This window comes from Xanthomonas bromi, assembly GCF_900092025.1.
GTDB classification, from domain to species: Bacteria; Pseudomonadota; Gammaproteobacteria; order Xanthomonadales; family Xanthomonadaceae; genus Xanthomonas; species Xanthomonas bromi.
Genome location: NZ_FLTX01000011.1, coordinates 135,028 through 156,755 on the forward strand (window position 1 = coordinate 135,028; position 21,728 = coordinate 156,755).

Annotated in this window: 18 protein-coding genes, 1 other RNA gene and 1 pseudogene; 10 read left to right on the top strand and 10 right to left on the bottom strand. The window is 64.9% G+C overall.

Annotation, left to right across the window (positions count from 1 at the left end):
* The first annotated feature begins 147 nt into the window (after nt 1-147).
* From XBLMG947_RS04750 to XBLMG947_RS04770, 5 genes are all read left to right on the top strand, one after another.
* Entirely contained in the window at nt 148-1,047 is a 900-nt protein-coding gene (locus XBLMG947_RS04750) for a hydrogen peroxide-inducible genes activator (RefSeq protein WP_065466624.1), read from the top strand.
* 89 nt (nt 1,048-1,136) lie between these two features.
* Nucleotides 1,137-2,825, top strand: a complete 1,689-nt coding sequence (locus XBLMG947_RS04755) for an ATP-binding cassette domain-containing protein (protein WP_065466625.1) — start codon at nt 1,137-1,139, stop codon at nt 2,823-2,825.
* A complete protein-coding gene (locus XBLMG947_RS04760; RefSeq protein WP_065466626.1) occupies nt 2,809-3,894 on the top strand; it encodes an HlyD family secretion protein in 1,086 nt (361 codons plus the stop codon). The genes XBLMG947_RS04755 and XBLMG947_RS04760 overlap by 17 nt, the downstream gene beginning before the upstream one ends.
* Entirely contained in the window at nt 3,891-5,294 is a 1,404-nt protein-coding gene (locus tag XBLMG947_RS04765; protein WP_065466627.1) for a TolC family protein, read from the top strand. Before XBLMG947_RS04760 ends, XBLMG947_RS04765 begins: the two co-directional genes overlap by 4 nt.
* A 360-nt stretch (nt 5,295-5,654) precedes the next feature.
* On the top strand, nt 5,655-5,849 hold the full coding sequence (locus tag XBLMG947_RS04770) for a hypothetical protein (protein WP_065466628.1): 195 nt from the start codon (nt 5,655-5,657) through the stop codon (nt 5,847-5,849).
* Between the two features lie 280 nt (nt 5,850-6,129).
* On the opposite strand, the gene XBLMG947_RS04775 is transcribed toward XBLMG947_RS04770, so the two are convergent.
* The 6 genes from XBLMG947_RS04775 to hrcA all read right to left on the bottom strand — a co-directional run bounded on the left by XBLMG947_RS04775 (nt 6,130) and on the right by hrcA (nt 13,625).
* Nucleotides 6,130-7,251: a prephenate dehydrogenase gene (locus XBLMG947_RS04775; protein WP_065466629.1), complete on the bottom strand. Its 1,122-nt coding sequence runs from the start codon at nt 7,249-7,251 to the stop codon at nt 6,130-6,132.
* A complete protein-coding gene (gene pdxY, locus XBLMG947_RS04780; RefSeq protein ID WP_065466630.1) occupies nt 7,248-8,156 on the bottom strand; it encodes a pyridoxal kinase in 909 nt (302 codons plus the stop codon). Before pdxY ends, XBLMG947_RS04775 begins: the two co-directional genes overlap by 4 nt.
* Nucleotides 8,157-8,621: 465 nt before the next feature.
* Nucleotides 8,622-9,749: a molecular chaperone DnaJ gene (gene dnaJ / locus XBLMG947_RS04785; RefSeq protein ID WP_065466631.1), complete on the bottom strand. Its 1,128-nt coding sequence runs from the start codon at nt 9,747-9,749 to the stop codon at nt 8,622-8,624.
* Between the two features lie 159 nt (nt 9,750-9,908).
* A complete protein-coding gene (dnaK, locus tag XBLMG947_RS04790; RefSeq protein ID WP_065466632.1) occupies nt 9,909-11,834 on the bottom strand; it encodes a molecular chaperone DnaK in 1,926 nt (641 codons plus the stop codon).
* A gap of 141 nt (nt 11,835-11,975) precedes the next feature.
* On the bottom strand, nt 11,976-12,494 hold the full coding sequence (grpE, locus tag XBLMG947_RS04795) for a nucleotide exchange factor GrpE (RefSeq protein WP_065466633.1): 519 nt from the start codon (nt 12,492-12,494) through the stop codon (nt 11,976-11,978).
* Nucleotides 12,495-12,593: 99 nt separating this feature from the next.
* Nucleotides 12,594-13,625 (bottom strand): heat-inducible transcriptional repressor HrcA, encoded by a 1,032-nt coding sequence (gene hrcA / locus XBLMG947_RS04800; protein WP_065466634.1) that lies wholly within the window; start codon nt 13,623-13,625, stop codon nt 12,594-12,596.
* 137 nt (nt 13,626-13,762) lie between these two features.
* Here hrcA and recN point away from each other — a divergent pair, with 137 nt between their 5' ends.
* Complete coding sequence (recN, locus tag XBLMG947_RS04805; RefSeq protein ID WP_065466635.1) at nt 13,763-15,427, top strand: DNA repair protein RecN; 1,665 nt, start codon at nt 13,763-13,765, stop codon at nt 15,425-15,427.
* A 206-nt stretch (nt 15,428-15,633) separates the two neighbouring features.
* On the opposite strand, the gene fur is transcribed toward recN, so the two are convergent.
* On the bottom strand, nt 15,634-16,044 hold the full coding sequence (fur, locus tag XBLMG947_RS04810) for a ferric iron uptake transcriptional regulator (RefSeq protein WP_002804358.1): 411 nt from the start codon (nt 16,042-16,044) through the stop codon (nt 15,634-15,636).
* A gap of 104 nt (nt 16,045-16,148) precedes the next feature.
* Here fur and XBLMG947_RS04815 point away from each other — a divergent pair, with 104 nt between their 5' ends.
* On the top strand, nt 16,149-16,544 hold the full coding sequence (locus XBLMG947_RS04815) for an outer membrane protein assembly factor BamE (RefSeq protein WP_065466636.1): 396 nt from the start codon (nt 16,149-16,151) through the stop codon (nt 16,542-16,544).
* A 266-nt stretch (nt 16,545-16,810) separates the two neighbouring features.
* Here the strand turns inward: XBLMG947_RS04815 and XBLMG947_RS04820 are convergent, their stop codons facing one another.
* Complete coding sequence (locus tag XBLMG947_RS04820) at nt 16,811-17,086, bottom strand: RnfH family protein (RefSeq protein WP_065466637.1); 276 nt, start codon at nt 17,084-17,086, stop codon at nt 16,811-16,813.
* A 13-nt stretch (nt 17,087-17,099) separates the two neighbouring features.
* Nucleotides 17,100-17,531: a type II toxin-antitoxin system RatA family toxin gene (locus XBLMG947_RS04825; RefSeq protein WP_065466638.1), complete on the bottom strand. Its 432-nt coding sequence runs from the start codon at nt 17,529-17,531 to the stop codon at nt 17,100-17,102.
* Between the two features lie 60 nt (nt 17,532-17,591).
* Here XBLMG947_RS04825 and smpB point away from each other — a divergent pair, with 60 nt between their 5' ends.
* Nucleotides 17,592-18,095, top strand: a complete 504-nt coding sequence (gene smpB, locus XBLMG947_RS04830) for an SsrA-binding protein SmpB (protein ID WP_065466639.1) — start codon at nt 17,592-17,594, stop codon at nt 18,093-18,095.
* A 156-nt stretch (nt 18,096-18,251) separates the two neighbouring features.
* Here the strand turns inward: smpB and XBLMG947_RS04835 are convergent, their stop codons facing one another.
* Nucleotides 18,252-20,651, bottom strand: coding sequence for a S8 family peptidase (locus XBLMG947_RS04835; RefSeq protein ID WP_065466640.1), 2,400 nt, complete (start codon nt 20,649-20,651; stop codon nt 18,252-18,254).
* Between the two features lie 135 nt (nt 20,652-20,786).
* Between XBLMG947_RS04835 and ssrA the strand changes: the two genes are divergently transcribed.
* Nucleotides 20,787-21,183, top strand: a transfer-messenger RNA (tmRNA) gene (gene ssrA / locus XBLMG947_RS04840).
* Between the two features lie 107 nt (nt 21,184-21,290).
* A pseudogene (locus XBLMG947_RS22460) lies at nt 21,291-21,638 on the top strand (integrase); the annotation flags it as partial.
* Nucleotides 21,639-21,728 lie beyond the last annotated feature (90 nt).

Consider the following 21,728-nt stretch of genomic DNA (forward strand, 5'->3'; position numbering starts at 1 on the left):
GATAGCATTTGACGCGGCAAGCAACACGACCGCGCTCACCGGCATCGGGCGGCGGCTCGCTCGATAGTGTTGGCGCGCTTGGCCCGTCCTGTCTCACCGGCTACGCCGGCCCTGCGCTCCCACGCTATCCGACGTCACGATGTGCCCATGCCCCGCCCTAAGACCACCCTTCGCCAGCTGAGCTACTTCGTCGCGCTGGCCGACACCGGCAGTTTTACCCGCGCGGCCGAGCAGATGGGCGTCTCGCAACCATCGTTGTCGCAGCAGATCCGCGCCTTGGAGGCCATCATCGGCGCGCCACTGTTCGAGCGCGGCGCGCAGGCGATCCTGACCCCGTTGGGTCGCGATCTGCTCGACCGCACACGCAGCATCCTGCTCGATGTCACCGATCTGGAAGAGGTCCGCGCCACCGCCGCCGATACCTTGATCGGCACCATCCGGCTCGGCGTGTCGCCCACGCTTGGCGCCTATCTGATGCCGAGCCTGGTGGCACGTCTGCATCGCGAGCATCCGGCCCTGCGCGTGCATGTGCGCGAGGGGCTGCCGACCGCGCTTGCCGCCGATCTGGGCAGCGGCGTACACGATCTGGTCCTTGCGCAACTGCCGGTGGCCGGCCGCGGCCTGCATAGCGAGCGGCTGTTCCGCGAACCGCTGCATGTGACCATGGCCGCCGACCATCCACTACGCAGCAAGTCCTGCATCACGCCGGCGGATCTGCGCGGCGCCAACCTGCTGACCTTGATGCCGGAATACCGATTGGCAGAGCAGATCGCCGCAATCGCGATGGATGTCGGCGCCAATGTATTGCGCGATTACGAAGGCACCAGTCTGGATGCGATCCGGCAAATGGCCGGGATGGGGATGGGTCTTGCCTTGCTCCCGGACCTGTACGTCCGTCAGGAAATCCGCGAAGGCGACGACGTGGTGGTTCGTCCAGTCAAAGGCGGACGCTACTATCGGGAGATCGGTCTGCTCTGGCGGCAGGGCGCGGGCCGCGCACCGGCCTTCGGTTTGATCGCCAATTTGCTACGTTCGGTGGCTGCATAGGAAAATCCTATGCGGTAAATAAGCGCTCTGGCCTTGTTTGAAGGCTGGCAACTCGTCAATGTTTCACTGAACTCATCAACGGATAACGCATGGCGGGCAAGCGGATTGGATGGCGGGAAGCGGCAAGCTGGCTGACGGAAATCGTCGGCCCGGACATGCCGTATGTGCGCCTGACCCTGGTGTACGGCGTTGCGATCAGTCTGCTGTCGCTCGCCACGCCGATTTCGGTGCAATTGCTGATCAACAGCGTTGCCAACACCGCGCTGCCGACGCCGCTGTGGACCTTGTCCGGCTTGTTGCTCGGCTTGCTGCTGCTGGTGGCGGCACTGAGCGCGATGCGGGTGTGGGTGATGGCGCTGTTCGAACGCCGCCTGTTCGCACGCGTGGTGGCCGAGATCACCGTACGCGCAGTACATGCGCAGAACCCGTTCTTCGCCGACCAGAACCGTGGCGACGTGTTCAACCGCTACTTCGATCTGGTGGTCGTGCAGAAAGCGGTGCCCAGCCTGGCGGTTGGTGCGTTCACCATCGTGTTGCAGTCGGCGGTCGGCCTGATCGTCACCAGCTTCTATCACCCGTTTTTCCTGGGTTTCAACGCGCTGCTGCTGCTGACCATCTTCTCGATCTGGATGATCTGGTCGCGCGGCTCGATCCGTTCGGCGGTCGAACTGAGCCAGGCCAAGCACAACGCCGCGCACTGGCTGGAAAGCGTCGGCGGCTCCAACGGTTTCTATAAATCCAGCCGCCATCTCAACTTCGCGATGGATCGCTCGGAAAGAGTCACCGCCGAGTATGTCGACCGGCATCGGCGCCATTTCCGCTACACCTTCACCCAGACGCTGGCGTTCCTGCTCACCTATGCGGTGGCCAGTGCGGCGTTGCTGGCGCTGGGCGGCAGCCTGATCCTGCGCGGCGAACTGTCGATCGGCCAACTGGTGGCAGCCGAGCTGATCCTGAGCGCTGTGTTCTACGGCATCGCGCAATTGGGCTCCTACCTGGACATGTTCTACGACCTGGTGGCCAGCGCGGAGGAATTGTCGCTGCTGTACGCCATCCCGCAGGAGCGCCCGGTGGCTACCGCCGGCGAGGCACCGCGCAGCAGCGCCGTGCGCCTGGATGGCGTGGTGATCGAGGGCGCGCGTTTCGATTTCGCACTGGAGGCCGGCGAGCAGTTGGTCACGCTGGCCGATGGCGGCGCCCAACGCCTGCTGGCCCTGGTGCTCAAGCGCCATGTCGTTCCCGACCGCGGGCTGGTCGTGGTGGGCGGCGCGGACATGGCCACCTTCGATATGTACTTGCTGCGTTCGGAGGTCTCCGTGCTCGACCGGCCGAGCATCGTGGAAGTCACCATTCGCGAATACCTGGCGATGGCCTCGGCCGATGTGACGTCCGAAGTGATGCTGCAAGCCATCGATGCGGTGGGGTTGCGCGCGCGCATCGCCGCCTTGCCGCAAGGCCTGGATACCCGGCTTGCCGCATCCGGTTTCCCGCTATGGATCGGCGAGGTGATGGCGCTCAAATTGGCCAATGCGTTGCTGGTGCGCCCGCGTGTATTGATGCTGTCGCAACTGTATGACCTGATTCCAGTCGAGCGCCTGACCCAGGTATTGCGACGCTTGAAGGATGCAGGAACCACCGTGCTGCTGTGCACCGGGCGGCCGGAGGACATCACCCTGGATGGCTGGTTCCGGCTGGAAGCGGAGCGTCAGCAACGCTATGCCACGCGCGCCGAATTGATCGCGTCCACGCAGGAGGCCAGCGATGCACTACGCCTCTGACCGTGACGCACACTTCCCCACCCTGGCGGCGATGCGCCCGCCCAGCATCGCCAAGGCAATCGCCTGGATGCTGTTGATCGGCATTGGTATCGCTGCCGCGACCCTGGCGCTGGCGCCGTGGGTGCAGACCGCCAGTGGCAAAGGCCAGGTGGTGTCGTTGGACCCCAGCGACCGTCAGCAACAAGTCACCGCCTTCGTGCCGGGCCGCGTCGAGCGTTGGTACGTGCACGATGGCCAACATGTGTCCAAAGGCGATCCGATCGCGCGTGTCGGCGACCTGGACCCGGACCTGCTGACCCGCCTGGCCAGCGAACGCGCACAGGCGCAGGCGGAAATTGCCGCCATCCAGCAATCGCGCGCGGTGGCCAGCATCGATGTGGAACGCAGCCGGCAATTGCTGGCCGAAGGCCTCGCCGGCCGCCGCGACTACGAGCTGACCCAGATCAAGGTGGCCGAAGCCGACGCCAAGCTGGCCGAATCGCGCGCCAAGCTGACCCGCATCGACATCCAGTTGAATCGCCAGTCTGCACAGTTGGTGCGCGCCCCGCGCGACGGTCGCGTGCAGCAGCTCAATGCCGCCAGCGGCAGTGCCATGGTCTCGCCAGGCACGGTGTTGGCGGTGATCGCGCCGGAACGGGTGGAACGCGCGGTCGAGCTGTACATCGACGGCCGCGACGTGCCGCTGATCCGTCCCGGTCGCCCGGTGCGGCTGGAGTTCGAAGGCTGGCCGGCGATCCAGTTCAGCGGCTGGCCGTCGGTGGCGCACGGCATGTTCGACGGCAGGGTGCGCGCCATCGACCCAAACGCTGCGCCCGATGGCCTGTTCCGCATCCTGGTGGAGCCGATGCCGGGCAAGCCGGCGTGGCCAGCGCAGGAATTCGCCCGCCAGGGTGGCAAGGTGCGCGGCTGGGTGCAGGGCGAAACCGTCAAGGTCGGCTACGAACTGTGGCGCCAGCTCAACAACTTCCCGCTGGAATTCGGCCGGCGCCCGGCTGCGACCACGCAGGAAGAGGGCAAGGCCAAACCGGCCGCGCCCAAGGCCGAAGACGAAGCGACGGGTAAGAAATGATCGGCCGTCTTGTAGTCCTGCTGATCGCACTCTGCCCCGGTGCGGCATTCGCCCAGGCCGGTGCGCTGACGCTGGACGAAGTGCTGCAGTCGTCGGCCCGCTCTGCGCCACAGATCGTCGAATCGCTGGCGAAGGTGCGCCAGGCCGAGGGCAAGGGCCTCTCGGCCGACGGGTCCTTCGACACTGTGTTCGACATCGAAGGCCGCTCGCGCGAGGCCGGCTATTACGACGGCAGCACGGTCGAAACCGGCGTCAAGCGGCCGTTCGAAGACAACGGCGGCTATTACTACGGCGGCTACCGCTCCTCGCGCGGCGCGTTTCCGGTCTACGAGGACAAGTCCTATACCGACCGCGGCGGCGAAGTGAAGGTCGGCGCGCTGTACGCGCTGCTGCGCGACCGTGTGATCGACGAGCGCCGCACCAAGCGCAGCGTTGCCAGTACCGATATCGATGTGGCCAAGTACGAGGCGGAAATGGTGGCCATCGGCGTGCAGCGGCGCGCGGTGGACGCCTACCAGAGCTGGGTCGCCGCCGGGCTGAAGTTGCGTGCCTACAACGACCTGCTGCAACTGGCCGAGCAACGCCGCAATGCGATTTCGCGGCAGGTCACGCTGGGTGCGCGGCCGACCATTTTGCTCACCGAAAACGACCAGAATTTGGTACGCCGGCGCGCGTTGGTCGTCCGCTCGGAACAGGACTTCGCCACCGCGGCCAACGCCTTGTCGCTGTATCTACGCGACGACGCGGGGATGCCGCTGATCGTCTCCGCCGAGCGCCTGCCGGCCGATACGTCGGCGCTGGAAGGATTGGCCGGCGCCAGCAAGATCACCGCGCCGGTGGAGCGCCCGGATTACCGCGCCGTGCTCACCCGCATCGACCAGGCCACCGCGCGGCTGATGCTGGCGCAGAACGATCTGAAACCCCGTCTGGATGTCAGTGTGGAAGTCAGCAAGGATCTGGGCCCGCCCGGCGTCGGCGGCCCGAATCGTTCGCTGACCGATGCCATCATCGGCTTCCGTTTCAGCGTGCCGCTGGAAAACCGCGCCGCCAAGGGCCGCGTGGCCGAAGCGCGCGCCGAGATCGAAGCGCTGGACCAGCGCAGCCGTTTTCTGCGCGACCAGATTTCGATCGAGGTCGAATCGATCGTCATCTCGCTCAATGCCGCCGAACGGCTGGCCAAGATCGCCGATGAGGAACGCGGCCTGGCGGATCGGCTGGCCGCAGCCGAGCGGCGACGCTTCGAGCTCGGCTCGGGCGACTTCTTCCTGGTCAACCAGCGCGAGGAAACCGCCAACGACGCGCGCGTGCGCCTGATCGATGCGCAGGCACGCATTGCCTCCGCGCGCGCAGAACTGGCCGCAGCCACAGCCGACCGGGATGCGTTGCAGCTGAGTCGCTAAGCGTTTTGCCATGCGTCGCGCAGGCGCGGTGATGCATCGGGCGGTTTCAGCGCATCTCAGCGAAGCAGTCGGCCGCCAGTTGTGCGAAGCGACTGCGCTTCAAAACGCTGAAACCCTGGTCGAGATGCGACGACCGCTGCAGTTTGCTGTGTCGCTACTGCGCGTTGGCATTGCAGCTTGCCAGGCAGCCAATGGCCGCGGCTCCCACGCTGACGAGCTCAACTTGCAGGCTTTCGGACCTCACCGCATAACGACGCCTGGGTAACACCTGCGTGCGCATGCTCGTCCTACCGGCTCGGCGCCGGGCATGTGGATCCAGCGCGATCTGCACTGCAACCTTAGGAACGTTCGGAGGTGCGTATGTCTTTCCGGCAATTTCCCGCAATTGGTGCAGATGGCGAGTCTTACGTCATCATCGAATTTCGCGACGAGCAGCTGCCGCGCGCGAACGCGCAACCAGCGCCGCGTTACGAGCTTCCCGATGGGCGACATCTGCAACGACAAGGACAGCGCTTCGTCACCGACGGCGGCGAACTGCGCCTTTCCAGCCTCTAAGCGCGGCGCTTAACACGTAGCGAGCAGTTGTCAGGTGGACGTCGACGGCATATAGGGATCTGCGTGTCCGCGTCGTACACGCTCGAGTCCGGGCTCCGGGCACGCCCACCTGGCGACTGCGCTGCAGTTTCGTTAGCTGCTCGAAGACACCATTGATCAATTTTTGACCATCTATTGCACAGCCCCTGTGCTGCATGGGCTGCGCAGAGTTATCCACATGCTTGTGCAAGTTTCATCCACACCCTCTGTGGATGAAGCGAAGAGTGGTCTCGTATCGCGATTAGCAGTCGGATCGCTCCAGTACACGCCCCGTCCCACTGCGGTCAATCTCGCTCGCCGCTTGCGCCAATGCAGCGCGATCGCTTCCAGCCTCAAAGCCGATACGGAAATGCAGCTCGCCCATTGGGGTGCGCGAGGAATGAATCGACGACAGATTCACCCCATGCCGCTCGAACACATGCAGCAAGGCACGCAGCGAGCCGGGCTGGTCTTCGGGCAGATACACGCTCAGGGTCAGCGGCTCGGTGAGATCGGCCAGCAGGTAGCCCACGCGCTCATAGGTGTAATTGCCTGCCGCAAGCGTGTCGTGCCGCAGCGCTTTCGCGTTGTCGTGCAGAAATTGACTGCGAAATTGCGTGCGCGCCGCATCGTCGCCTTGCGCGACCAATGCGCGCAACTGCTTCAATTGCAGCAACAGCCGATCAAGCATCTCGCCGACATACGGGTTACCGAACTGGATGTCTTCGTAGATCGACGGGTTGAGCGAGAGAATGCGCGCGATCACCGCGGTATCCAGCTCGAACGAGGCCGAGCGATACGGCATCAGCGCGCGTAACTCGCCCAGCAGCGGTGCGTAGTCGCGCAAGGTCCCGGCCTGCGCCAGGTGGGTGGCATGCACCATCGCCTGCACCAGCGCCATGACGCGGTCGTGGTGCTCGGGAGTGGCGTACACGCATTCGGCTTGCAGCGCGCCGCATAAGGTCTGCACCCATTCCGACCAGTGCTGCAACCGCGCCTGGCAGACCACCATGACGCGCCCTTTCAATGTCGGCGATTTGGGCGGTGCGGTCATCGGGTGCAGGCCGACCACCTCCGCGTGCGAGGTCAGCATCGCAGCAACCGGCGCCTGTTTGATCGAGGTGACATCCAGCCATAGCTGCGAAGACGCGCGTGCGCCGGCAAGTTCCACGTATCGCTCGATCAATGCGGCGGTATGGCGAATCGGCGCGGCAAACATCAGCACATCCGCACGCTGCGCCAGCGTGGCTTCGTCCATGCTGCTGCGGTCGGCCGGATCGAAGCCGATCACCTCCAGCTGCATGCGCGTGCGCAGGAACTGCGCCAGCCAGCGCCCGTACGCACCGGCGATGCCGACGATGCCGACCACCGGCTGGGCGATCATGCCAATCGCTCGACGGCAAATCGCGGCGTCGCGGCGAGTGCGGCCGGCGCCGCGGCCAGCACGTCGAACTCTTCGAAGCCTGCCGCCAGCGTCGCTTCCAGCGCGCTGTGCACGCCACTGAGCGCGTGGCCCACCGCCTGCTCGAACGGCACATCGCGCAACAGCAGGCCGATCAGTAATGCCATCAAGACATCCCCGGTACCGGCAACATCCACCGGAAGATGCGGGCTGGCCCAGCGATAGACCGCCGCATCGCTGACCGCCAGGGTCACCAGCTCACCCGCGGCCCCGGCCACGCTGTGTGCAAGTACCCACCGCGGCCCACGCGCCAGCAACGCGCGCGCGGCAACGATGGCATCGTCCTGCTGCAGACTCGGCAAGCCGGTCAGCCGCCCCAGCTCGAATGCATTGGGCGTGACCAGCCAGGCATGCGGCAGCAAACGCTCGGCAAACACGCGCTCCAGCCCCGGTTCCACATACGGGCCGGTGTGCGTGTCGCCAATCACCGGATCCAGGCAATAGCGCAGCTGCGGCGCTTGCGGCAAGGTCTGCTCCAGCCAATCGGCGAAGGCTTCGCCATTGGCCAGGCTGCCGAAATAGCCGGACACCAGCATGCGCGCACGCTGCGGCAGCCCGCGCTCGGTGGCGCCCAGCAACAGATCGGCCAACCACTCGGCGGGCAGGATGCGCCCGCGCAGGGTCGCGTAGAACGGCGCATTGCTCAGCAGCGTGGTGGGCACTTCCGCCACACGCAAGCCCAGCGCGCGCAGCGGCGGCACCGCAGCGCTGTTGCCCGCATGGCCATAGACCAACTGCGATTGCACCGAGATCACATCGATCGGCGAAGGACCATCCGGACGCTGGCGGCGACCGTGGACGAGGTGGCTGTCGGTTGCATCGCTCATGAGGGCGGCCGGGCTGGAAGGAGATGGCAAGGATTATCCGCGCAAGGTGGCAAGAGTGCCGTGGATGCACGGTGCGATCGGCAGGTGGCGCGTTGGAAACAGCGCACTCGATCTCACCACATCGAGGCCAGCTGGCTACGCCAGCCCGCGCAGCGTTCGTCGTAAGACCGACGTTGAGCAACGCAAGAACGCTCAACGCGCTCGAACGATGATGCAGGTGGATGGCGCCAGTTGCATGATCAGCGGTTGGCGTAGCCCACGCTGCGGCGACCATGCGCCCGACCAGACGACGTAGTGGATGCGCCGAGCCGGCAAGCGCCATACGCGCATACCGGTTCTTTCCGCAGCGTCAACCCATCCCGGCTGCATGCGCTGCCCGGGCCGCGGGCAGCTTCCAACCAGCACAAAAAAACCCGACGCACAGCAAGCCGCACGCCGGGCCATTGTGACCTCACACCGCCTGCGTCAGGACGTCATCCGGTCCCAAAACCCCTTGACACCATCGATGAACGTGGCCGACTTGGGCGAATGCTTGCGGGCATCCTCACCGGTGAACGTCGCTTCGAACTGGTTAAGCAGCTCGCGCTGATCGGCAGTCAGATTGACCGGCGTCTCCACTACCACGCGGCAATACAGATCGCCCTCGCTGCGGCTACGCACCGAACGCACGCCCTTGCCGCGCAGGCGGAACAGCTTGCCGGTCTGCGTCTCGGCCGGGATGCGGATTTCCGCTTCGCCGCCCAGGGTGGCAACACGCACGGTGTCGCCGAGTGCTGCCTGCGAAATGCGGATCGGCACTTCGCAATGCAGATCGTCGCCGTCGCGCTGAAAGATCGCGTGCTCGCGCACGCGCACTTCCACGTACAGATCGCCCGGCGGCGTGCCGGCCGGACCGGCCTCGCCCTCGCCTGCCAGACGAATCCGATCGCCGGTATCCACACCTGCAGGTACCTTGATCGACAGCACCTTGTTTTCTTCCACGCGACCGGCGCCGTGGCAGACCTTGCACGGATTCTGGATCAGCGTGCCGCGCCCATCGCAATGCGGGCAGCTCTGCTGCATGGCGAAGATGCCGCGCTGGATGCGCACCTGGCCGCGCCCATGACAGGTCCCACACACTTGCACCTTGCCGTCTTCCGAGCCGCTGCCATGGCAGGGCATGCATTCGATCAGGGTCGGGATCTCGATACGTCGCTCGATGCCGGCGACGGCCTCTTCCAGATCCAGTTCCAGAACGTAACCGACGTCGGCGCCACGTCGCGCAGCGCGCGGACCGGCGGCGCCACCGCCGAAAATATTACCGAAGATATCCCCAAAGATATCGCCCATATCCGGGCCGCCCGGCCCGCCGCCACCGCCCATGCCGTGCTCGAACGCCGCATGGCCATGCGCGTCGTAGGCACGCCGCTTATTGCCGTCGGAGAGCACTTCGTAGGCTTCCTTGCACTCCTTGAACGCCGCTTCGGCAGCAGCATCGCCAGGATTGCGGTCGGGGTGGTGCTTCATGGCACAACGTCGATAAGCCTTCTTCAGCTCCTCGTCGCTGGCGCCGCGGGCAACGCCCAGCACTTCGTAGTAATCGCGTTTGCTCATAAGCCGGGATTCGGGATTCGTGATTTGAATTCGTTGAAACGCGAAGGCGGACAGCGTGTGCTGGTCCGCCCTGGCGACGCGACGCGTAGAGGATATCGGGGTGGGAACTCACCCGCACGGCGGCGTGCGAATCCCCACTCCCGACTCCCGAATCACGACTTACTTCTTGTCGTCCTTGACCTCGGTGAACTCGGCGTCCACCACGTCATCGGCGGCCTTGGAGGCCTGTGCATTGCCGCTGGCCGCATCGGCGTTGCCGCCCTGCTCTGCCGCGGCGGCCGCTGCATACAGCGACTGACCGGCTTCTTCCAGGGTCTTGCTGCGCGCTTCGATCTGCGCCTTGTCGTCGCCCTTCATGGCGGTTTCCAGGTCGGCCAGCGCCGCTTCCACCTTGCCGATCACATCGCCACCGACCTTGCTGCCATGCTCGGTGATCGCGGTGCGGGTGGCGTGGATCAGGCCATCGGCCTGGTTGCGGGTCTGCACCAGTTCCTGGAACTTCTTGTCTTCCTCGCGGTTGGCTTCCGCGTCGGCGACCATGCGCTGGATCTCTTCGTCCGACAGGCCCGACCCGGCCTTGATCTCGACCTTCTGTTCCTTGTTGGTCTTCTTGTCCTTGGCCGACACGTGCAGGATGCCGTTGGCGTCGATGTCGAAGGACACTTCCACCTGCGGCATGCCGCGCGGCGCCGGCTCGATGCCGGACAGGTCGAACTTGGCCAGCGACTTGTTGAAGCGGGCCTGCTCGCGCTCACCCTGCAGCACGTGCACGGTCACGGCCGACTGGTTGTCCTCGGCGGTGGAGAAGGTCTGCGAGGCCTTGGTCGGGATGGTGGTGTTCTTTTCGATGATCTTGGTGAACACGCCGCCCATGGTCTCGATGCCCAGCGACAGCGGAGTCACGTCCAGCAGCAGCACGTCCTTGACGTCGCCGGCCAGCACGCCGCCCTGGATCGCAGCGCCCACGGCAACCGCTTCGTCCGGGTTGACGTCCTTGCGCGGTTCCTTGCCGAAGAAGTCGGCCACCGCCTGCTGCACCTTCGGCATGCGGGTCTGACCGCCGACCAGGATCACTTCGTTGACGTCGCTGGCGCGCAGGCCAGCGTCGTTCAACGCGGTGCGGCACGGCTCGATCGACTTCTTGACCAGGTCTTCCACCAGCGCTTCGAGCTTGGCACGGGTCAACTTGATGTTGAGGTGCTTCGGGCCCGACGCATCGGCGGTGACGTACGGCAGGTTCACTTCGGTCTGCTGGCTGGACGACAGCTCGATCTTGGCGCGCTCTGCGGCGTCCTTCAGGCGCTGCAGCGCCAACGGATCCTTGCGCAGATCGATGCCCTGATCCTTGTTGAATTCGTCGACCAGGTACTCGATGACGCGGTTGTCGAAGTCTTCGCCGCCCAGGAAGGTGTCGCCGTTGGTGGCCAGCACTTCGAACTGCTTCTCGCCGTCGACTTCGGCAATTTCGATGATCGACACGTCGAAGGTACCGCCGCCCAGGTCGTACACAGCGATCTTGCGGTCGCCGCCGTTCTTGTCCAGGCCATAGGCCAGGGCTGCGGCGGTCGGCTCGTTGATGATGCGCTTGACGTCCAGACCGGCGATGCGGCCGGCGTCCTTGGTGGCCTGACGCTGGCTGTCATTGAAGTACGCCGGCACCGTGATCACCGCCTCGGTGACCTTCTCGCCGAGGAAGTCTTCGGCGGTCTTCTTCATTTTTTCCAGCACGCGCGCGGAGATTTCCTGCGGCGCCATCCGCTTGGCATCGCTGGTCTGCACCCAGGCGTCGCCGTTGTCGTGCGCCAGGATGCCGTACGGCACGTGCGAGATGTCCTTCTGCACTTCGCCGTCGGTGAACTTGCGGCCGATCAGGCGCTTCACCGCGTAGAAGGTATTCTTCGGGTTGGTCACCGCCTGGCGCTTGGCCGAGGCACCGACCAATACTTCGCCGTCCTTGGTGTAGGCGACGATCGAAGGCGTGGTGCGATCGCCCTCGGAATTTTCGATGACGCGGGCCTTGCCGCCGTCCATGATCGACACGCACGAGTTTGTGGTGCCGAGGTCAATACCAATGATCTTGCCCATGGATATGCTCCTAATGAGTCTGTAGCTGTGTCCGGCGACGCCGGGTCTGGCTGAGATGTGGGGGTGGTGCGCAGGTGTTCAAGCCACCGGCGCACATCTGTGTTTCATGCCTGCGCCTGGCAGTTCAGCCGGCGCTGCAGTTCAGTCGTGCTTGGCCACGACCACCAGGGCCGGGCGCAGCAGGCGATCGTTGAGCAGATAGCCCTTCTGGAATACCTGCACCACGTGGCCGGGCGCGATCCCCTCGGCCTCGCCCTGGCTGATGGCCTGGTGCTGGTCGGGGTTGAACGGCTGGCCGACCGGATCGAGCAGGGTCAGGCCGTTGTCGGCGGCAACCTTGAGCAATTGCTTATAGGTCATATCCAGACCATCGCGCAGCGGGCTAGGCTCGCTGCCGGCTGCCGTCAGCCCCGCATCCAGGCTGTCGAATACCGGCAGCAGTTCACCGAGCAACTTTTCGTTGGCGAACTTGCGCGCGTTTTCCACATCGCGGGCGATGCGCTTGCGCTGGTTTTCCAGATCGGCACGCTCGCGCAGGGCGTCGGCCTTGACCAGGGCGATCTCGCTGCGCAGCGATTCGATCTCGGCCTTGAGCGGATCGGTCTCGGGGGGGTTCTGGGACAGGTCTTCGGAGTCGAATTCGGGGTGGTCTTGGTTCATGTGCAGTTCCCGGGCAAGCGGAACGCCCGCCCCAACGTCACCCCGTATATGGGCGCTCGCGCGCGTTTCAAGCAAACGCATCGCGCCGATCGATGCCGTTTATCGCGTGCCGGGCGACTCCATCGCCGCACCGAGGACGTCGGCGGCGGTCTGCACCAGCGGAATCAGGCGGTCGTAGGCCATGCGTTTGGGCCCGATCACCCCCAGCACGCCCAGCACCTGGCCATTGGCGGCGTAAGGCGCAGTGACCAGCGAGACGTCTTCCAGCGACACCATGCCGGTCTCTTCGCCGATGAAGATGCGCACGCCCGGCGCCTGGATGGTGCGTTCGAGCAATTGCAGGATCTCGCGCTTGCTGGCAAAGGCCTCGAACAGCTCGCGCAGCCGGTCCAGGTCCGACAGATCCTGCACCCCCATCAGCCGGGTCTGCCCGGCCATCACCATGTCCTCGGCATCGGCCGGCACCAGCGCCTCGCTGGCCAGGTCCACGCTGTGCGCCAGCAGTTGCTCCATTTCGTTCTTGGCCATGCGCAGTTCGCGCAGCAGGCTGGCGCGGATATCCGACAGCGCGCGCCCGGCGAACTGCGCATTGAGATAATTGGCCACCCGTTCCAGCTCGGCCGGCTCGTAGGCGCGACGCGGCTCGATCACCCGGTTCTGCACCTCGTTGTCGGCAAACACCAGGATCGCCAGCACGCGGCGTGCGTCCAGCGCCACGAAATCGATATGCCGGAACGCAAACTGCTCGCGGCGCGGCGCGCTGACCACCCCGACGAAGTGGCTCATCGCCGACAGCATCTGCGAGGCGCTGCCCAGCAGCGACTGGGTGCCATTGCCGCTGGCCAGCTCCGCGCGCAGCCGGCGCACTTCCTCCTCGCCAGGTGGCTGCATCTGCACCAGGCTGTCCACGAACACCCGGTAGCCATGCGCCGTGGGCACCCGCCCGGCCGAGGTGTGCGGGGAGCTGAGCAGCCCCACGTCCTCCAGATCGGCCAGGATGTTGCGGATGGTGGCCGGACTGACATCCAGCCCCGCGTGCTGGGCCAGCGTCTTGGAGCCAACCGGCTCGCCGTCGCGGATGTAGCGCGCGATCAGCGTGCGCAGCAGCTGACGGGCGCGGGGGTCGAGCATTGGGGACTGGGACGCGCGCATGGGATCATCCGGTGAGACAGCGCATAGATAATGTCTGGCCCCGGGGATGGCAAGCGTCCGATTCCCCGTCTTCCCTTCCCACCCTAAGCTTCCCCAAAGCGTTCACACTCGACCCCATGCTCAGACACCTCTCGATCAAGGATTTCGCCGTCGTCCGCGCCACCGAACTGGAATTCGGGCCGGGCATGACCGTGGTCTCGGGCGAAACTGGCGCCGGCAAGTCGCTGATGGTGGACGCGCTGGGCTTTCTGTCCGGCCTGCGCGCCGACAGCGGGGTGGTCCGCCATGGCGCCGACCGCGCCGAACTGTCGGCCGAATTCCAGCTGCCGGCCGAGCACCCGGGCCTGAGCTGGCTGGCCGACAATGAGTTCGATGACGAGGCCCAATGCCAGCTGCGCCGGATCATCCGTGCCGACGGCGGCTCGCGCGCCTGGATCAACGGCCGCCCGGTCACCTCCTCGCAGTTGGCCGAACTGGCCTCGAAACTGGTGGAAATCCACGGCCAGCACGAACACCAGGCGCTGATGGCCCGCAACAGCCAGCTCGCCCTGCTCGACGCCTACGCCCGCAACAGCGCCCAGCGCGAGCAGGTGCGCCAGGCCAGCCAGCGCTGGCAGGCGCTGCTGGACGAGCGCGATGCGCTGTCGGCACAGGGCGATGTCTCCGACCGGATCGGCTTTCTGGAGCATCAGCTGGCCGAACTGGAACGCGAGGACCTGGACCCGGCCGCGATCGCCGCGCTGGACGTCAATCATCGCCGCCAGGCGCATGCCACCGCATTGATCGGCGCCTGCGACAGCGTGGCCCAGCAGCTCAACGGTGATGACGGTGCCTCGGCACTGGGCTTGTTGCAGGACAGCCGCCACGATCTGGCCCGCGTGGCCGAGCACGAACCGCGGCTGGGCGAAGTGGACGCCCTGCTGGACAGCGCCGTCATCCAGATCGAAGAGGCGCTGGCCCTGCTCGACCGCGTGCGCGACGATCTGGAGGCCGACCCGGCCCAGTTCGAGGCCATGGAACGCCGCCTGGGCCGCCTGCACGACCTGGCGCGCAAGCACCGTGTCACCCCGGACGAACTGGCCGCGCATCGCGATCACCTGAGTGCCGAGGTCGAGAGCCTGCGCGGTGCCGACGAGCGTCTGCAGCAGCTCGACAAGCACATCGACACCGCCACCGCCGCCTGGCGCAGCGCGGCCGGGGTGCTCAGCGACAGCCGCACCACCGCGGCCGCGGCGTTGTCGGCCGCCACCACCACGCTGATCGGCGAGCTGGGCATGGGCGGCGGGCAGTTCCTGATCCAGCTGCAGCCGCACGACAGTGCGCGGCCGGACCCCAACGGCGCCGAGCGGGTGGAATTCCTGGTCGCCGCCAATGCCGGCCAGCCGCCACGCGCCTTGCGCAAGGTGGCCTCCGGCGGTGAGCTGTCGCGGATTTCGCTGGCGATCGAAGTAGCCGCACTTGGGCTGGACAGCGTACCGACCATGGTGTTCGACGAAGTGGATTCGGGCATCGGCGGCGCGGTGGCGGACATCGTCGGGCAGAAGCTGCGGGCCTTGGGCGAAGAACGGCAGGTGCTGTGCGTCACCCACTTGCCGCAGGTGGCTGCCAAGGGCCACGCGCACTACCGGGTCAGCAAGGCGCCGGTGGACGGCATGACCCAGAGCGCGGTCGAGCTGCTCGGCCCACAGGCCCGCCAGGAAGAACTGGCCCGCATGCTGGGTGGCGTGGAAGTCAGCAAGGAAGCGCGCGCGGCAGCCCGCAAGCTGCTGCAGAGCGCCTGATAGGGCCGGCAGCGCGCCATCGACGCGCCTCCCTGCCTCGTCAGCGAGGATGCCTTCTCCGCTGACAAGCTCCCTTACCCCGCCCGCGGGGAAGGTGCCCGAAGCTTGGATGATGAACGGGTAACGCAGCGATTGCCCCAACGCGCGCCAGAATGCACAAGGCGGCCGAAGCCGCCTTGTGCATTCATACTTTCAATACGGCTGGCTCAGCGCGGGCGCTTCTTGCGCACGTAGAGCACCAGCGAATGCTCTTCCAGCTCGTAGCCGTGCTTGGCGGCGATCTGACGCTGCAGCGCCTCGATTTCCTCGCTCTCGAACTCGATCACATGACCGGTATCCACATCGACCATATGGTCGTGATGACCGCCGCGATCGAGCTCGTACACAGCTTGCCCGCCTTCGAAATTGTGCTTAAGTACCAGGCCGGCGGCCTCGAACTGGGTCAGCACCCGATACACCGTGGCCAGCCCGATCTCGTCGCCATGGTCGAGCAGCTGGCGGTAAATGTCTTCTGCGCTCAGGTGGTGGTGATTGCTCTTTTGCTCGAGCAATTCCAGGATCCGCATGCGCGGATGGGTCACCTTGAGCCCGACTTTGCGCAGGTCGTGGGTTTCCATACGTTCTCCGTTCATTGGCGATTTAGCGCCAGCTGCCATCAAACGGGTCGCGGCGACCGGCGGAAGTGTATCATCGGCGTGATTTCCTCAGCACTTAATCCCCGATGCGTAATCTCCTGCTGGTCGCCGCCGTTGCTCTTTCCACCGCTGGCTGCGGCATCATCTACAAGCAGCCGATCTACCAGGGCAATCTGATCAAACAGAACGCCGTGGAGCAACTGCAGGTAGGCCAGAGCAAGCAGCAGGTCAGCGCGTTGCTGGGCACCCCGTCGATTCCTGACCCGTTCCATGCGCAGCGTTGGGACTACACCTCCACGCAGCGCGTGGACCGTCTGGCCCGCACCGAGGTCAAGAATTTCACCGTGTTCTTCGAAAACGAACAGGTCGTACGCTGGGAAGGCGACTATTTCCCGTCGCAGGACGAGCAACTGGCAAAATCCGCGCCCAAGCAGTTCGGCCGCAACCTGGCACGCGACAAGAAGAAGCAGCGCGGCCGTTGATGCAGTTGCTCGGCAGTCTGCGTGTCCGCATGACCAAAGAACGCATCCCATCGAACGGATGCGTTTTTTCGTTTTTCGTTTTTGCCTGGTGCTCAAAGCGCGCTTCGATGAAGCTCTGCAGCGCTGATCTCAAGACCGATCCATCGCCGCTTCTGTCACCTATCTCGCGTCGCTGCGCTTGGTCGAACTCGACGAACCCGCCTGATCTTTTCACGAAGAGTTCGCTTTGCAGCAACGCCCACGTGCGTCGCAGGGCCGGCAAACCGCTAGGTGTTGGGACCAGCTTTTTTACTTGGTCCGGCACGGCGACGCCGCGCTTCCTTCGGATCGAGCAACAGCGGCCTGAGCAATTCGACCCGGTCGCCGTCGCGCAACACCTGCTCCGGGCGGGCGATCAGCCCATGCACCGCCTGCGCCGCAGGCGTTTGCTCCAGCGCTAAACCCGAGCGGGCGATTGCTTCTGCCACCGTTGCGCCATTGGGCAACTCCAGCTGCACCGAGCTGTAGCGATCCGGCCAAGCCAGCACGACCTCGATGCGCATGCCGCCGTACTGCCTAGACGTCGCCGCGGTCGGCGACACGCACGAAATCGTTGACCATGCGGTCGGCCAAGCCCTGAAACCCCAGCGCCAGCGCCGGGCCCAACAGCCGCGAGCTGGTCTCCACTTCCAGGGTCAGACTCACCTTGCAGGCGTTCTCGCCCAGCGCCTGGAACTCCCACAGGCCCTCCAGGCGCTTGAACGGGCCATCGCGCAGATGCATGACGATGCGCTGGGGGCGCTCGAGGATGTTTTCGGTGGTGAACCAGGTGCGGAACGACCCCAGCCCCAGATCCAGGCGCGCCACGATATGCGCTTGGTCCTGCTCGAGCACATGGGCAGCGTCGCACCAGCCAAAGCGGCGCGGATAAGCGGCGACATCATTGACCAGATCGAACATGCGGGTGGCGCTGTGTTCGACCAGGGCGCTGCGACGGATGGTAGGCATTCGCTAACTTGTGAAAGACGGAAGATCGTTTGACGACACCGAATCGGCGACAATGGACGGATGAGCAAGAAACCGACCAAGGATAAAGCAAACGGCGCGAAGGCCACGAAAACCATCGCGTTGAACAAGCGTGCGCGCTACGAGTACCACCTGGAAGAACGCTACGAAGCCGGGCTGGCGCTGCAGGGCTGGGAGATCAAGGCGATCCGCGCCGGCCGCGCCAACATCGTCGACGGGTACGCCTATGTGCGCTCTGGCGAGATCTACCTGATCGGCGCGCAAATCACTCCACTGATTCAGGCCTCCACCCACACCGTGCCGGTGGAACGTCGCGACCGCAAACTGCTGCTGCACCGGGCCGAGATCGACAAGGTGCTCACCCGCGTTGAGCGCGAGGGCTACACGCTGGTGCCCACCGCGCTGTATTGGAGCAGCAACAAGGTCAAGCTGGAAATCGCACTCGCCAAGGGCAAGCAGAATCACGACAAGCGCGACGCCGCCAAGGACCGCGACTGGCAGCGCGACAAGCAGCGCGTGATGCGGCGGCATAATCGGGATGCGTAAGGGGCCGGGATTGGTGATTCGCAATTAGGGATTCGTTACAGCAGTCGTGTGGAGGTCTTCAGACTGCTGGCTTGCGACGAACACACGCAGCAACGCAAGGCTAGCCCGCGGCTCTTGCAAATCTCCAATTCCTAATCCCGACTCCCGGCTTTCGAATCACGTCGCTCCAAGCATGCGCATCAAATTCGGCACTCCCCTGCCCTGCACATAGCGATCGCGCTGCAGGTCGGTACTGGTTTCCAGCAGCAATTGCTTGACGCGGTCCGGGAAGCCGATGAACTCGCGGCGCGCCGATAAGAAGCCCGCCAGCACGCCGGAGACATGCGGTGCGGCCATGCTGGTGCCGCTCATTTCGACCATCAGGCTGGCCGGATCGTCCGGATCGAAATCGTAGTAGGCCGACAGGATCTTTTCGCCTGGCGCGACCACATCCGGCTTGCTGCGACCATCGGCAGTGGGGCCGCGCGAGGAAAAATACGACACGCCATAGTTGTGCGGGCTGCTCTTGTGTACCGAGCCGACCACGATGGCGTCTTCCAGATTGCCCGGGTCGCTGATCGACAGATCCATGTTGGCCGCGTACGCATCGCCATCGTTGCGCATCAACCACGCAAGGCCTTCGTTGCCGGCCGCCACCACGACCAATACGCCTTGCCGCCATAGCCGGCGCAATTCGTTGCACATCGGCGTAAAGCCGCAGCCGTAGCTCTCCGGATCGAAGCAGCCGCCCAAGCTCAGATTCACACCATGAATCACCAACTCGCCGGCGCGTTCGTTGATTGCGGCGATCTGCTGCACGGCCTTGATCATCCACGAGTCGCGGCCGTTTCCGGCATCGTCGAGCACCTTGAATCCATACAGCTGGGTGTCTGGCGCCATGCCGACAAACTCCAGCGTGTGGCCGGGAGTGCCACTTGCGTCCAGGATCGAAGCACGGCACTGGCCGGCGATGATCCCGGCGATGTGCGTGCCATGCCCATGCCGATCGAGTCGGGTAAACGCAGCGCCGTCGGCGCGGGTCAGCCGTTTGGGCGCACCGCGCCGCGTGCAGTCCCACTGTGCCATCACGTTGTCGCGCTCGCCCTCGACGAAAAAATGCGGGTGACTGGCCGCGATGCCGCTATCGAGCACCGCCCAACCGATCTGTTGACCGCGCGCGCGATAGGCCGTGCGCGCCGCATCGGCATGCAGCACATTGCCGGACACATGGATCAACGCGCGTTTGCCGGCGTCGCGCCACACCCGTCGAAAGCCCAACGCGCGATAGCGATCCTGCAGCGATTCGATCTCGAACCGGGTCAACCGCGCGGACACGAAGCGCTGCAGGCTGTCTTCCAGTTCGATCGCCTCATCCAGCGCATCGCCGCTCAAGCCGGTGGTACGCGCAGCGGCCTCCCGCACGTGCTGCAACAGCAATGCGCGCACACCGGCGGGGTCGTTGCCCAATACGCGGCGATCCAGCTCGATCAGCACGTCGTGTCGGTGCTCCGGGCCATGCGCTTCGAGCTGCTCGCTGAGATCCTTGATCAGCACCGCATTGGACACCGGCTGATCGAAGCCGACCCCCACGGCTTGGCGCACCGCTGCGCGCACCTGCGGAATCGACAGATAGCCCGAGGCCGAATGCGGGTTGTGCTGCCAGTCCAGGTTCAAGCGCGCCGCGGCCAAATTTTCGAAACGCCCTTTCGCGTTGGCGATGTCGTCGGTGAGATCCGGGTCCAACGCGATCGGGTCGCGCGTTTCGGCCACATTGATCCAGCGCTGCACACACGCGGGGAACGGCAGTTTGCGCGTGCCGGTCCGGCGCTTGAACATGCTGCGCACCTGCGGCAGCCCGAGCGGCGACCCCAGGGTCAGGAACAGTGTGACCTCGCAGTCGGCCGCCTCAAGCTGGCGCAGCACGTCGTAGGCGATCATCGAGCCCTGGCTATGGGCGACCACCACGAACGGCCCGCCCCCTGCACGCAGCCGCTGCGTCAGGCTGTCGCGCATCGACGCCGCGCGTTCGGGCACGAAAAACAGATCGTGCACGTCCTGCAGCAGCGCCGCGGAAATCAGCCGCAGCAGCACGCGGTTGATCGCATCGATCGGCCCCTTTGCCTGCAGCACGCTGCCGGGTGCGCTCGCAGCCTCCAGTTCGTCGAGCAAGCGATGCAGGTCGGCCCGCTCCTGATCGCTCTGTGCCAATGCATCGGCGAGCACGTGCAGATCCTGTCCGCCCGGCACCAGGCCAAGCGTGGTCAACGCACGCTGCACGCTCTGGTTGAGCGCCGGCCCCACATCGCGCCCGTCGCAATTGCCCGGCTCGGCCACCGGATACCGCTCGCGATTGACCCAGTACGCCAGGCGCGTGCGCTCGCCCATCGGCCGCCCGAACAAGGCCTTGTCCCACTGACAACGCAGCACGTCGGCGGGCGGTTTGTTGCCGATACCGTGGATGTAGATCACCGTGCGCGCTCTACCCTGCACGCGGGTCAACGTGGGCTCCTGGACCTCGGCCTGCTGCGCGCGCCGCGCGCGCGCGGGTTTCGAACGTGGGGGCTTGCCTGTCGCCATCGCCTCGCTCCTTCGTTTACAGAATGTTCCGTTCGGTACGGGACTGAAGCCACTGTAAGCGCTGCGCATGTCATCACTTGTGACAGGGCGCTCCGATCCCTACACTAGGCCGGTCAGCGTTTTATTGCTTTCCCCGGGGGTGCACTGGTTTCGACGGGGGTCGCGAAGTCGCTTGGCGCATGCCGAGGGGGCAGCTTTCCTCGTTAATCCAGCAGCAAACTTTTAGTTGCCAACGATGACAACTACGGTTCGGACTTCGCTATCGCCGCTTAATTGGCTTTAGTTGTAGTTCTACAGCCGCCTAAGGCGAACCCCCGAACCTACTTGTGCCCGTGCTCGTAGGTGTAGGGTCATTATCACGGAACCATCGGTAGTGGCTGCCTGTCAGCTACCGGTTAGATAAAGCAGGCTGGTTTCCAGGTGCGCTTTGCCAACCGTGCTGCCTGGGAATGAGATCTAACGGCGGGCTAAGCATGTAGTGCTGGGGATGGAGTGCTTCCGGACGGCGGTTCGATTCCGCCCACCTCCACCATCTGATCGCGGAAAAGAGCACTAAGTGCTTGATTCTGCGAAGGTTCGGCCCGGGGTTTGATGTTCAGTTTGAGCCTGCGTTAGGTATCAAACGAGGTATCAAACCCCGTGCCGAAGCCTTATTTTCTGCGTCGCCCTGCTGGGCTCTACGTGCGCTTCTTCGTCCCGACCGACCTCCAAGCCCTCATCGGCTCACGCTACCTCGTCCGTCCCGTTCGCTTGGCCCTTGGTGATGCTGCACGTCTGGCCGTAGCTCGAACGGCTGTGGCACTCTCCGAAGCATTCGATCGGATGCGGCAGGGAGCAAGCAGCGTGAAGGACGATTTGCTGAGCCAGGCTTTGGCCGCATTGCAAGGCAACGAAGCCAGCCCCTACACCATCAAGGTCGGTGGCATGGAACTGTCTGCTGACGGGGCCGAAGATCATGCCCGGTTGCTCGAAGCGCTGAAAAATCTTTGATACGCCCAGGGTTCCGTAGACACTCAAGACCCTCGTTGCGCGTAGCGCCGTTCAAACTCTACAGGGGACAGGTCCTCCGTTGAACCA

Excerpts from the sequence above, each read along its gene's own strand:
- XBLMG947_RS04750 (WP_065466624.1), top strand. The coding sequence starts at position 148 with ATGCCCCGCCCTAAGACCACCCTTCGCCAGCTGAGCTACTTCGTCGCG.
- XBLMG947_RS04755 (WP_065466625.1), top strand. The coding sequence starts at position 1,137 with ATGGCGGGCAAGCGGATTGGATGGCGGGAAGCGGCAAGCTGGCTGACG.
- XBLMG947_RS04760 (WP_065466626.1), top strand. The coding sequence starts at position 2,809 with ATGCACTACGCCTCTGACCGTGACGCACACTTCCCCACCCTGGCGGCG.
- XBLMG947_RS04765 (WP_065466627.1), top strand. The coding sequence starts at position 3,891 with ATGATCGGCCGTCTTGTAGTCCTGCTGATCGCACTCTGCCCCGGTGCG.
- XBLMG947_RS04770 (WP_065466628.1), top strand. The coding sequence starts at position 5,655 with ATGTCTTTCCGGCAATTTCCCGCAATTGGTGCAGATGGCGAGTCTTAC.
- XBLMG947_RS04775 (WP_065466629.1), bottom strand. The coding sequence starts at position 7,251 with ATGATCGCCCAGCCGGTGGTCGGCATCGTCGGCATCGCCGGTGCGTAC.
- pdxY (WP_065466630.1), bottom strand. The coding sequence starts at position 8,156 with ATGAGCGATGCAACCGACAGCCACCTCGTCCACGGTCGCCGCCAGCGT.
- dnaJ (WP_065466631.1), bottom strand. The coding sequence starts at position 9,749 with ATGAGCAAACGCGATTACTACGAAGTGCTGGGCGTTGCCCGCGGCGCC.
- dnaK (WP_065466632.1), bottom strand. The coding sequence starts at position 11,834 with ATGGGCAAGATCATTGGTATTGACCTCGGCACCACAAACTCGTGCGTG.
- grpE (WP_065466633.1), bottom strand. The coding sequence starts at position 12,494 with ATGAACCAAGACCACCCCGAATTCGACTCCGAAGACCTGTCCCAGAAC.
- hrcA (WP_065466634.1), bottom strand. The coding sequence starts at position 13,625 with ATGCTCGACCCCCGCGCCCGTCAGCTGCTGCGCACGCTGATCGCGCGC.
- recN (WP_065466635.1), top strand. The coding sequence starts at position 13,763 with ATGCTCAGACACCTCTCGATCAAGGATTTCGCCGTCGTCCGCGCCACC.
- fur (WP_002804358.1), bottom strand. The coding sequence starts at position 16,044 with ATGGAAACCCACGACCTGCGCAAAGTCGGGCTCAAGGTGACCCATCCG.
- XBLMG947_RS04815 (WP_065466636.1), top strand. The coding sequence starts at position 16,149 with ATGCGTAATCTCCTGCTGGTCGCCGCCGTTGCTCTTTCCACCGCTGGC.
- XBLMG947_RS04820 (WP_065466637.1), bottom strand. The coding sequence starts at position 17,086 with ATGCGCATCGAGGTCGTGCTGGCTTGGCCGGATCGCTACAGCTCGGTG.
- XBLMG947_RS04825 (WP_065466638.1), bottom strand. The coding sequence starts at position 17,531 with ATGCCTACCATCCGTCGCAGCGCCCTGGTCGAACACAGCGCCACCCGC.
- smpB (WP_065466639.1), top strand. The coding sequence starts at position 17,592 with ATGAGCAAGAAACCGACCAAGGATAAAGCAAACGGCGCGAAGGCCACG.
- XBLMG947_RS04835 (WP_065466640.1), bottom strand. The coding sequence starts at position 20,651 with ATGGCGACAGGCAAGCCCCCACGTTCGAAACCCGCGCGCGCGCGGCGC.